The organism is Halomonas sp. TH-94 (assembly GCF_057473365.1).
The window spans coordinates 1-11,754 of record NZ_JBYCKL010000052.1 but is presented as its reverse complement, the minus strand read 5'-3'; the positions used below and the strand labels follow the sequence as shown (position 1 = coordinate 11,754).

At 62.3% G+C, this 11,754-nt stretch carries 9 protein-coding genes and 1 pseudogene; 5 read left to right on the top strand and 5 right to left on the bottom strand.

The features are described from left to right. From AC2VNO_RS10355 to AC2VNO_RS10335, 5 genes are all read right to left on the bottom strand, one after another. Positions 1 to 645, bottom strand: a 645-nt coding sequence (locus AC2VNO_RS10355; protein ID WP_486934055.1) for an alpha-amylase family glycosyl hydrolase, incomplete at its 3' end; no start/stop codon positions are given. Continuing rightward, the gene (gene glgA / locus AC2VNO_RS10350) at positions 642 to 2,258 is read right to left on the bottom strand and encodes a glycogen synthase GlgA (protein WP_486934054.1); all 1,617 of its coding nucleotides are present in this window, start codon (positions 2,256 to 2,258) and stop codon (positions 642 to 644) included. The genes glgA and AC2VNO_RS10355, both read right to left, overlap by 4 nt. 504 nt (positions 2,259 to 2,762) lie before the next feature. Beyond that, on the bottom strand, positions 2,763 to 3,398 hold the full coding sequence (locus AC2VNO_RS10345) for an ATP-binding cassette domain-containing protein (RefSeq protein WP_486934053.1): 636 nt from the start codon (positions 3,396 to 3,398) through the stop codon (positions 2,763 to 2,765). Next, complete coding sequence (locus AC2VNO_RS10340) at positions 3,395 to 5,089, bottom strand: ABC transporter permease (protein WP_486934052.1); 1,695 nt, start codon at positions 5,087 to 5,089, stop codon at positions 3,395 to 3,397. Before AC2VNO_RS10340 ends, AC2VNO_RS10345 begins: the two co-directional genes overlap by 4 nt. Positions 5,090 to 5,153: 64 nt before the next feature. Further along, positions 5,154 to 6,356 (bottom strand): ABC transporter substrate-binding protein, encoded by a 1,203-nt coding sequence (locus tag AC2VNO_RS10335; RefSeq protein WP_486934051.1) that lies wholly within the window; start codon positions 6,354 to 6,356, stop codon positions 5,154 to 5,156. A 135-nt stretch (positions 6,357 to 6,491) separates the two neighbouring features. Between AC2VNO_RS10335 and AC2VNO_RS10330 the strand changes: the two genes are divergently transcribed. The 5 genes and pseudogenes from AC2VNO_RS10330 to AC2VNO_RS10310 all read left to right on the top strand — a co-directional run. Next, positions 6,492 to 7,982 carry an NfeD family protein gene (locus AC2VNO_RS10330; RefSeq protein ID WP_486934050.1) on the top strand — a complete coding sequence of 497 codons (1,491 nt, stop codon included), beginning with the start codon at positions 6,492 to 6,494 and terminating at the stop codon, positions 7,980 to 7,982. A gap of 24 nt (positions 7,983 to 8,006) precedes the next feature. Then, positions 8,007 to 8,825, top strand: a complete 819-nt coding sequence (locus AC2VNO_RS10325; protein ID WP_486934049.1) for a slipin family protein — start codon at positions 8,007 to 8,009, stop codon at positions 8,823 to 8,825. 63 nt (positions 8,826 to 8,888) lie between these two features. After that, positions 8,889 to 9,779 (top strand): DMT family transporter, encoded by an 891-nt coding sequence (locus tag AC2VNO_RS10320; RefSeq protein ID WP_486934048.1) that lies wholly within the window; start codon positions 8,889 to 8,891, stop codon positions 9,777 to 9,779. Between the two features lie 362 nt (positions 9,780 to 10,141). After that, positions 10,142 to 11,632: a SulP family inorganic anion transporter gene (locus AC2VNO_RS10315; RefSeq protein ID WP_486934047.1), complete on the top strand. Its 1,491-nt coding sequence runs from the start codon at positions 10,142 to 10,144 to the stop codon at positions 11,630 to 11,632. A 19-nt stretch (positions 11,633 to 11,651) separates the two neighbouring features. Continuing rightward, positions 11,652 to 11,754, top strand: a pseudogene (locus AC2VNO_RS10310) (universal stress protein); the annotation flags it as partial.

Sequence of the window (11,754 nt, the reverse complement as noted above, 5' to 3'; positions counted from 1 at the left end):
TGGTAGATAGTTGCCGTCGGGGCCGAAGTGGTTGTAGACCACATCGAGGAATACCATCAGGCCGAGGCCGTGAGCATCGTCGATGAAGGCCTTGAGCGCATCCGGGGCGCCGTAGGCTTCATCCACGGCGTAGGGAAGCACGCCGTCGTAGCCCCAGTTGCGCTTGCCCGGAAACGCTGCCACCGGCATCAGCTCGACTGCCGTGACGCCGAGTTCGGCCAGGTAGGGCAGCAGTTCTCGCGCCCCTGCCAGTCCGCCCATGGAGCCCAGGTGGACCTCGTAGAGCACGGTTTCATGCCAGGGCCGGCCTCGCCAGTCGGCATGCCGCCAGGGGTGCTGGTAGGGGTCGATCACCAGGCTCGGACCGTCGATGCCGCCCTCTTGGGCGCGGGAAGCGGGGTCGGGCACCGAGATGCCCTCGGGCGCATCGTCGAGGTAGACACGAAAGCGGTAGCGGGCGCCATGATCGCAGCGTGCCTCACCGATGAAGCGGCCCTCGCCGGCATGGGTCATGGTGAGGGGCTTCAAGCCTTCCACCTCCAGATCGACCCGGCCGGCGCTCGGCGCCCAGAGCGAAAAGCTTGTCCACTGCGGCCCCAGGACCTGTGCGCCGAAACCGTATTGGAAACGCTGCGCTTCATTCATCCTGCTGCTCGTGCCTCCAAGCCTGTCGCAGCGCAAGCCTGCTGATAGAGCTGCGTGTAGGGAGCGATCGACTGGCGCCAGTGATAACGTCCGGTCATGGCGGCCCGGCGCATGGCGTAGAACAGCTCGGTGGAGTGATAGACCGAAAAGGCCTGCTGAACCGACTGCATGAAGCTCGATAGTCTGACCCCATCGAACAGGAAGCCGGTGACACCGTCCTCGATGGTATCGGCGAGTCCACCGGTACGGTGCGCAATGGGCAGCGAACCGAAGCGCTGGGCATACATCTGACTGAGTCCGCAGGGCTCGAAGCGCGACGGCATCAGCAGGAAGTCGCTACCGGCGTAAATGCAGCGGGCCTCATCTTCTTCAAAGCCGATATAGGTGCCGATGGCGCCTGGATAACGTTCGGCCAGGCGGTTCAGCTGCGCTTCGACACGACGCTCGCCGCTGCCCATGAAGACTATCTGCCCACCCGCCTGGATGATGCTCGGGGCCGCCTCTATGACCAGGTCGACCCCTTTCTGGTGCACCATGCGCGAAATCATGGCGAACAGCGGTCCCGCGCTGGGGGCCAGACCGAAGCGATGGCGAACATAGTCGGCATTGGCGCGCTTGCCTCGCCAATCATTGGCCGAGAAGGCCTGCACCAGGTGGGCGTCGGTGCGCGGATCCCAGGAGTCGTCGATGCCGTTGGGAATACCACTGAGCTTGCCTTGCTCCGCCTTGCAGCGCAGCAGGCCGTCCAGACCACAGCCGAACTCCGGCGTCGTGATTTCCTGGGCATAGGTTGCGCTGACCGTGGTGACATGCGAGGCGTAAACGATCCCGGCCTTCATGAACGAGAACTTGCCGTAGTACTCGACCCCCTCGATGTGGAAGGCGCTCTCGGGAACTCCCAGGGCCGTGCAGCGGCTTCTATCATAGAGCCCCTGGTAGGCCAGATTGTGGATGGTGTATACGCTGGGAACGTTGATCTTCCGCCAGTGCAGGTAGGCGGGTGCCAGGCCGCATGCCCAGTCGTTGAGGTGCAGGAGCTGCGGCTGCCAGTCGAGCCCGGCGCGACCGGCAGCGATCTCGGCAGCAGCCAGCGACAGCCTGGCAAAGCGTATGTCGTTGTCATCCCAGCCGTTTCCGCCGTAGCCACCCGGTCCGGTACCATAAGGGCCGCCTTCACGCTCATACAGCTCGGGGCAGAGCAGTACGTAGATCACCATGCCATCGGCACAGGTAAGCTCGCCTATCTCACAGGCCGGCAGTTCGGCGTGGGCCGGGAGTTGGCCGACGCGGCGGAGTTCAAGCCCCGAGTGGTGCACCTCTCGGTAGCCTGGAATGAGGATGCGAATGTCGTGATGGCACGCCAGCGCACGAGGAAGTGCCGAAGAAACGTCACCAAGCCCGCCCACCTTGACGAAATCCGCAATTTCGGGGGTAACGAACAGCACCCGCTGCGATGGATGTGAGCCATCGTCTCCCCGCTTGGGAGGAGTCACGTCCCGCCTGGTTCGCAGGGCATCGTTGAGTGTGATATCAGCCAACGTCGAAGTGATCGCACGACTTCGACGGGCCACGGCTGCATCGGAACCGATACCCTTCAGTGCCACATTGCCCATGATGACAACCCTCCTTGTTGTGGCATGGCCAGACAATGCTATACACAGCGATCTTTCCGGTATGAGCCGTATCCTTGACCTTTACCGACGGAAAGCGATGTCTCTTATTTGTCTAGTTATAGACTATTGAAGCTATCTTTGTTGGATGGAAAAAGCACTAACCTATGTCAAGTCCTCATGAAATGGATGGTTTCCGGGCTCTCATTCGAAATGCGTCTTTCGTTATAGGTGGTTTTTTTAAATTATTGAAATGATTGATGGCTCTGCGATACGACACAACCCGAAAAGCTGAGTCACATTGGCAATGTACGCATGCAGTCTTTCTACGGTCATGTAATTATTTGTGCGGAAAGATAGATGGTTGTTATCCGATTGCTGTGGATTTGTATGTTGGTTGTTCGTCATTAAAATACTAATACCTGTTTCGACAAGAACCCATTAAAAAGTGTTAGAGCGCTCTTGGGTAGAATCAAGGAAGTTCGCGCCCAGTTTTCAAGTATCGGTTCAATGATTCAATTCGATAACCCGGCCGCCCGCGTCTTCGGCATCCTCGCGATCATGCGTTACCAGAAGGCTGGGCAGGCCTGCTTCGCGCAGCCTGTCGAAGACCAGCCGGCGCATTTCGTGGCGTCGCTGCCTGTCGAGCTTCGAGAAGGGCTCATCGAGCAGCACGGCACGAGGCTCGGAGAGCAATAGGCGCATCAGTGCCACTCGCGCCTTCTGGCCTCCGGAAAGGGTGGCCGGGTCGCGGGGCCCGAAGCCGGCAAGGCCGACCTGCGCCAGCGCCGTCTCAACCCGTGCGGCCTTGTCGGGCGTGGTAGGCGGCATGCCGAAGCGCAGGTTGCCGGCCACCGAAAGGTGCGGGAACAGCAGTGGGTCCTGGAACAGCAGTCCAATGCCGCGACGCTCCGCCGGTAGCCGGGTGATGTCGCGCTCGTCAAGCAGTACCCGGCCGGTGGCCTGGAAGGCGGGGGCCAGAAATCCGGCCAGGTAGGCCAGCAACGTCGATTTCCCCGCTCCTGACGGCCCCATCACGGTTACCACCTCACCGGGTCCGATCTCGGCATCGAGCTTGAGCAGCGGGCTGCCTTTCAATCCGATGCGGACATCGTCCAGCACCAGGCGGTGGCCTGCATTCATGGTGACCCCCTCATGTCGCGTCGATTTCTCCAGAGCAGCCGTGGCAGCCCCACGGCGATGATGAAACCTGCCAGCGGCAGGATGGCCTGAACCATCGCCCACACGCCGATCACCCGGCGATTGCCTCCGGCGGCCAGTGATACCGCCTCGGTGGTCACTGTCGGCACTCGGCCGGCACCGAGCAGCTGGGTGGGCAGGTACTGGCCGATGCTGACGGCCAGACCCACGGCGACTGCGGTGAGCATCGGCGCCAGCAGCATCGGTAGTCGCACCCGCCAGAAGATGCCGTTGCGCGAAGCACCGAGACTCAGTGCCAGCTGTGACCAGCGCGGATCGAAGCGACGATAGGCCTCCGACAACGACAGGAACACATAGGGCAGCACGAACAGCAGATGGCCGAAGATTACCAGCGCATGGGTGGGGCGTGTGCCCAGCGACTCCATGACCACCACCAGCCCGAAAAGGAAGGCGATCTGCGGCACGATCAGTGGCAGATAGAGCAACCCCAGCGCCGAAAACACGCGGCTTTGTGCCGGATGGCGTCCCGTGCGCTGTTCGTTCTCCAGTGCTGCCAGTGTCAGCGCCAGTGCCATGAGCGTGGCGATGGTCGCGATCAGCACCGTCGAGGTCACCGGTCCCGACAGGGTGGGCAGGACTCGTAGCCAGTGAGCGCTGGTGAACCCTTGGGGAAGGGTATCGGGAAAACGCCAGAAGCCGGCGACAGAATTGAGCGCCAGGCTGGCGATCCCCACGAATGCGATGAGAGTGGCGAGCATTATCAACCCTTTGCCTGCCAGTCGCAGCGGCCGTTCGCCTTTTCCGCGTCCCCCATGAACGAGCCATTTACTCCCTAGCCAGGCGACCAAGCGCTCCAGACACCACCAGGCGAGAAGCGCCGAGGCCGTGATGCCGAGCTGCAGTACGGCGCCGGCCGAAGCCATGAAGCGTCGGTTCAGGTCGGGATTGTTGAACCAGGTGAGGATCGATACCGCCAGCGTCGGCGGCAGGGTAGGGCCGAGTATCAGCGCCACGTCGACCACCGAGGTGGCGTAGGCAATGACAGCGAAGACCGGCAGACGAATCAGCGGATAGAGCGCCGGCAGCACGACCTTGAGCCAGGCGATCGTGGGACGATAGCCCAATGAACGGGCCATGGCCACGCGCCGTTCAGGGTCGAGCTGGGGCAGGGCTGCGAGGCCCATCAGCAGCAGGAACGGGATCTCCTTGATCACCAGGCCGGCCATCAGCGAAAGCCCCCAGGGGTCCTGAACGATCAGCGCATCGGGCGGACGCTCCCAGCCGCTCAGCTCCGGCGAGATCAGCCGGGCCAACAGCCCGGAGGGCGCGATCAGAAAGGCCAGGCCGAAAGCTGCGGCGGCATGGGGGATCGACAGCAGCGGCGAGACCATTCGCCGAATCCAGCGATCCAGCCGACTGCCCGATACCCCGGCCAGGAACAGCAGCACCACGGCGAGCGATATGGCGGTGGTGGCCAGGCCGCTGGCGAAACTGACCCCCACTGAACGGGCCAGACCGGGCTGGGCGAAGAGTTGGCGCCAGGGGTCCAGGCTGAACGCATGCCCGCCCAGTGCCGGCAGGTAACCGAATGCCGGCAGCAGCGCCATGACGAGCCCGGCAAGAATCGGACCGACCAGCAGCGTGACGATCAACACTGGGGCAAGACGTAGCATCAGAGCCTGGCACCTTTCGTCAGGTGTGGCCGATGATCAGTGCTCGCTGTCATTTTCTTGCTTCCTAACGCCCGACATAGCGCGCCTGCCAGGCTTCCTGCAGTGCCGTCATCCAGCTCGGGTGTGGCTCCGGCAAGGTCTCGGTCAGCGCCTCCGGTGGCAGCAGGGCAGGGTTGTCGCGTTCCTGCTCGAAGAGCGAGCGGGTCTCGGCGTCGAGGCGCGTCACGTCGAGTACGGTGGGGTCGCCCCATACCGAGATGTCCTGCTTGTGTGCCTGGGCCTCGGGGGAGAGCAGAAAATTGGCCACGGCCATGGCGCCTGCACTACGTGGGGAGTTGAACGGGATGGCGACGAAATGCACGTTGCCCAGGGTGCCGCCGTCGAGCACGTAGCTGCGGGTCGACTCGGGCAGCTCGAAGTCGTCCACGGCGGCAGCCGGTTCCGCCGGATTGAAAGTGTAGGCTAGAGCTATGTCGCCATCGGCCATCAGGCGTCGCATTTCGGGACCGTTGGCGGGGAACTGCCGGCCGCTGCGCCACAGGTGCGGGTGCAAGGTGTCGAGATACTTCCACAGCGGTGCCGTGACGGACTCGAAGTCGCTCTGCGCCACTGGCTCATAGAGGGCATCGCTATCGTCGGCCAGGGCGATGAGTGCCTGCTTGAGAAAGGTGCTGCCGAGGAAGTCGGGAATGCGCGGGTAGGTGAAGCGCCCCGGGTTGGCTTCGGCCCAGTCGAGCAGGTCAGCCATACTGCGCGGCGGTGCTTCTCCAAGCTCGGCAGCGTCGTAATAGAAGGTGAGCTGTGCCTTGCCCCAAGGCGACTCATAGCCTTCCGTGGGCAGCGTGAAGTCGGTCACCACCTCGGGATTGTGTTCGGGAAACGTCAGGGCGAAGTTGGGCAGTAGCTCGGCGAATGGACCGAACAGCAGATCGTTCTCTTTCATGGCGGCGAAGTTCTCGCCGTTGAGCCAGATCAGATCGATGCTACCGTCGTTTTGGTTGCCTGCGCTGCGTTCGGCCAGGACCCGGGAGACGGCGGCGCCGGTGTCATCGATCTTGACGTGCACGAGCTCGATCTCATGCTCGTCCCGAACCCGCCGCTTCACCCACTCGATGTAGTCGTTGACCCGCGTATCCCCCGCCCAGGCGTGCCAGTAGACGCTCTGGCCACGAGCTTCGTCGACGACCTGCTGCCATGGGCCGGCCACTGCCGGAAGCGATATGCTCAATGAGAGGGCTATGGCGGAGACTAAAGGGCGAGTCCGCATCGTCGATAACTCCTGCGCTGGCCAGGTGGCGGGTTCGGCTTTCTCGGTTCTGCCTGCTAACCTGATTTCAGAAGGTGCTGAAACAGCAGCCGGTCTACCAAGCATACCCTCATCACGACTCGAGGAAAGGTCATCATGAGCGTGCGCCGTGTCGCCTTCTTTCGTCGCCTTGTGCTGTGGCTCAGCCTGTTTTTCCTGCTGGCAGGTAGTGGCCTGCTGGCGTGGCAGAGTCAGGCCCAGGAGAGCGAGCGCATCGCCCTGGTCATGACGGTGGATGGGGCCATAGGACCGGCCACGGGCGACTACTTCGAGCGTGGCTTGCGCCAGGCGGCTGAACGCGATGTCGAACTGGTGATCGTGCAAATGGACACCCCGGGCGGGCTCGATGCCACCATGCGTAGCATGATCCGCGCCATGCTCTCCTCGCCGGTTCCCGTGGCTATTTATGTTTCTCCCAGCGGGGCACGTGCCGCCAGCGCAGGCACCTATCTGCTCTACGGCAGCCATGTGGCCGCCATGGCCCCTTCGACGCATCTGGGCTCCGCCACACCCGTGCAAATGGGGGGCGGCTTTCCCGGCATGGACGACGGCGAGGAAGGTGATGCCAGGTCCGAGGAGCGCAACGGCGGGGAGGCCGATGGCGAGGCCGAACCGGCAGCCGATGGAGCCAACGAAGAAGCAGCGAATGGCGAAGACCCGGAACCGGCCGACACACGCCGCCGCGGCGAAACCGCCATGGAGCGTAAGGTTCTGGAGGATGCGGTCTATTACATCCGCGGGCTGGCCGAGCGGCATGATCGCAACGCCGATTGGGCAGAGGAAGCGGTACGTGAGGCAGTCAATCTGACCTCGCGTGAGGCGCTCGAGCTCAACGTGATCGATGTCGTCGCCAGTGACATCGATGACCTGCTGGCGCAGATCGACGGTCGCGAGGTGGTGATGGAGCGAGGCGAGCGTACTCTCGACACCGCCAACTTAACCGTCGAGCGCTTCGATCCCGACTGGCGCACCCAGTTCCTGCAGGTGATCACGAACCCCAACGTGGCCTACTTCCTGATGATCATCGGCTTCTACGGTCTGATCTTCGAGCTCTCGAATCCGGGCGCCCTGGTGCCGGGCACCATCGGTGTGATTTCACTGCTGCTCGCTCTGTTCGCCTTTCAACTGCTGCCGATCAACTATGCCGGTCTGGCACTGGTCGTGGTGGGGCTCGCGCTCATCGTCGGTGAGGCGTTGATGCCGAGCTTCGGCATTCTCGGTATGGGCGGGATCGTTGCCTTCGTCATCGGCTCGGTAATGCTGATGGACTCCGATCAACTGGCCGTCTCGCTACCCATGATCGGCGGTGTTGCACTGGTGGCGGCAGGGCTCATGCTGTGGGTGATGGTTCGCTTTACCGGGCTTCGCCGCCGCCCGGCTCGCATTGGCCATGAGCATATGATCGGCAGCTTGGGCGTGGCGGCAGAGGATTTTCGCAACGAAGGCCATGTGCGCCTGAAAGGCGAGCGCTGGAATGCCCGCAGCAGCGCTGCGCTACGCCGAGGTCAGCAGGTTCGCGTAGTGGCAGTCGAGGGGCTTACGCTCAAGGTCGAGCCGACCAATCGGCCTCCATCCACAACGGAGTGATCGATACACCCAGGAGAAGTGCTAATGATGCTCGAATACTTTGTTCCGGTAGTGCTGGTATTGATGCTACTCGCCGCGTCGATTCGCATCTTGCCGGAGTACAAACGCGGCGTGATTTTCTTTCTCGGTCGTTTTCAGGCGGTCAAGGGGCCGGGGCTCATCATTGTCCTACCTGGCATCCAGCAGATGAACGTGGTGGATCTACGTGTGATTACCATGGACGTGCCGGAACAGGACGTCATCTCCCAGGACAACGTCACGGTAAAGGTCAATGCAGTGCTCTACTTTCGCGTGGTCGATCCCGAAAAGGCGATCATCCAGGTGGAGAATTTCACCGTCGCGACCAGTCAGCTGGCTCAGACCACGCTTCGCTCGGTGTTGGGCAAGCACGATCTCGACGAGATGCTCTCTGAGCGGGACAAGCTCAACGATGACATCCAGGAGATCATCGATGCCCAGACCGAGCAGTGGGGTATCAAGGTGTCCAACGTCGAGATCAAGCACGTCGATCTCAACGAGAGCATGATCCGCGCCATTGCCCGCCAGGCCGAGGCCGAGCGCGAGCGTCGTGCCAAGGTGATACACGCTGAAGGCGAGCTGCAGGCGTCCAAGAAGCTGGTCGAGGCGGCCAACGTCATGGCCGAGAATTCCGCTGCGCTGCAACTGCGCTATCTGCAAACCATGAGTGACATGAGCAACAAGAATGCTTCGACCATCTTCTTCCCGTTACCGATGGACATCATGGAGGCTTTCCGGCATCTCAAGGCGTCCCCGGCAGCCAAGGCGAGAGATGAAGCGAGAGAGGCGGCGACTGGCCGGCCCGATGACCTGGGAGAGGGGTGAAGTATTGGTGCCATGCAGCTCGGGCATGGCATGCTGAGGCGACCTGACTGACCCGAGGTCGCCTTGTTCCACTCACTTGCTCATCGCCAGCAGGGTCTGCTGCTGACCGGCGGCGGCGCGCTGATCATTTCGCCAGATGCGCTGATGATCAAGCTGATCGGCCTGCCCGACAGTGAGATCCTGCTGTGGCGTGGGCTGCTCACTGCGCTGGGGTTCCTCATCATCATGCTGGTTCGCCACGGCGCAGGCACCTTTGCCGCCTATCGCCGCTGCGGCTGGACCGGGCTCGGCGTGGCGCTGCTGTTCAGCCTATCCACCTTCGGTTTCGTACTCGGCAATCAATACACCAAAGGCGGCAACGTACTGATGATCCTGGCCGGGGCGCCACTCATCGCTGCGCTGCTCTCCAGACTGTTTCTCGGCGAGCGGCTGCCACGGCGCACCTGGCTTGCCATTTGGCTGTGTCTGCTCGGGACCTCACTGATCGTGCTGGACGATGCCGGAGCGGGCTCTTGGATCGGCAACGGCTTTGCCTTGTTGGCGGCAACGGCGCTGGCGGCCAACTTCACCCTCTGCCGTACCCGTCCAGGCGTCGACATGAGCCCCATGCTGACGTTCTCCGGATTGATGGTGGCCGCGACGGCGGCTCTGTTCGCTCTGGTCGGCGACGGCATTGCGCCGCCGCCAGCGGGCAGTTTGCTGTTGCTGGGCCTGCTGTGTCTGGTTCTGCTGCCCCTGGGTTTCACTCTGATACAGCGCGGCCCGCTTTATCTGCCTGCCGCCGAGGTGGGGTTGTTGATGCTGCTTGAGGTCGTGGTGGGAACGCTGTGGGTATGGTGGATCCTTGCCGAACGCCCGGCACCAGTGGCGCTTTTGGGAGGCAGTCTGATACTCGGCACCCTGCTGACCAAGGGGCTTTACGAGCGTCGCATCGAGCGGCGTCTCAGCGCTTGAGGTGCAGCGCTGCATCGACTCTGCTAAAATGCGCCCCTCTTTTCGGAACGTCGGCACGCAATCGTGCCCCGGCGAGCCGACTGACCTGAACTTGGACCCAACGCAACATGCTGACTCCTCTGACCGGGCTGGCCACTCCGCCCTAGCGTTCCCTCTCCTCGGGTGATGCCGTCCTCGGCACACCACCGCTCGACATCGTGATGATGTTCCGGGCTGCTTGACCTGTTTTCTTTCACGCCGATTTCGCAACGCTCATTCGACTGTGTCTCTTGGACGCCGGTCTCCGTAAACGTGTGACTTGACCCCTGATCCGCCACAGGCTTGGCCCTGTCGGCATGACACTTCAACCACTGGACCAAAGAATGTTCCGATCCATCAAGCAAGAGTGGTTCTCCAATATCAAGGGCGACACCCTCGCCGGCATCGTGGTCGCGCTGGCCCTGATTCCCGAGGCAATCGCCTTCTCCATCATTGCCGGCGTCGACCCCAAGGTCGGGCTATACGCCTCCTTCTGCATCGCCGTGATCATTGCCTTCACCGGCGGGCGCCCGGGTATGATTTCCGCCGCCACCGGGGCCATGGCACTATTGATGGTTACCCTGGTGCGCGACCACGGCCTCGAGTACCTGCTCGCCGCGACCCTGCTCACCGGCGTACTTCAGATCGCTGCCGGTTATCTGAAATTGGCCGAGCTGATGCGCTTCGTCTCGCGCTCGGTGGTCACCGGCTTCGTCAACGCGCTAGCGATCCTGATCTTCATGGCTCAGCTGCCCGAACTCACCGGCGTGACCTGGCACGTCTATGCCATGACCATCGCCGGGCTCGGGATCATCTATCTCTTCCCCTATGTACCCAAGATCGGCAAGACGATTCCCTCGCCGCTGGTGTGCATCGTGGTGCTCACCGCCGTCTACCTGCTCTCCGGCATGGACATTCGCAGCGTTGGCGACATGGGCGAGCTGCCCGATACCCTGCCGGTGTTCCTGTGGCCCGACGTGCCGCTCAATCTCGAGACGCTGTGGATCATCCTGCCGACCTCCGTCATGCTCACCGTGGTGGGCCTGCTGGAGTCGATGATGACCGCTACCATCGTCGACGACCTGACCGACACGCCGAGCGACAAGAACCGCGAGTGCAAGGGGCAGGGTATCGCCAACATCGGCTCCGGCCTGCTGGGCGGCATGGCCGGCTGCGCGATGATCGGCCAGTCGGTGATCAACATCAAATCCGGTGGCCGGACCCGGCTCTCCTCGCTGATCGCTGGTGTGGTTCTGCTGATGATGGTGGTATTCCTCTCCGACTGGGTATCGCTCATCCCCATGGCCGCACTGGTGGCGGTGATGATCATGGTCTCCATCGGCACGTTCAGCTGGGCCTCGATTCGCGACCTCAAGAAGCACCCCATGAGCACCAATATCGTCATGCTGGCCACGGTGGCCGTTACCGTGGGCACGCACAATCTGGCCATCGGGGTCTTCGTCGGCGTGCTGCTGGCGGCGATGTTCTTCGCCAACAAGGTGGGCAACATTCTCTATATCGGCTCCGAAGAAGCCGACGATGGCAGTCGTCGAATCTACAAGGTGGTGGGCCAGGTGTTCTTCGCCTCCTCCGAGCGCTTCGGTAACGCCTTCGATTTCAAGGAAACCGTGCAGAAGGTCACCATCGATCTGTCCCGCGCCCACTTCTGGGACATCACCGCGGTGCAGACCCTGGACCGTGTGGTGATCAAGTTCCGTCGCGAAGGCACCGAGGTGGAAATGATCGGCCTCAACGAAGCCAGCGCCACCATCGTCGACCGTTATGCCATCCATGACGACCCTGCCGCCGTCGAGAAGCTCATGGGTGGACACTAAAGGGATCGAGGAGCAAGACATGACTGAACAGGTAATGGCCGCCATCGACGGCTCGCAGTTCTCTACCGGGGTGTGCGACTACGCCGCCTGGGCCAGCCTTGCGCTCGGGGCGCCGCTGACCT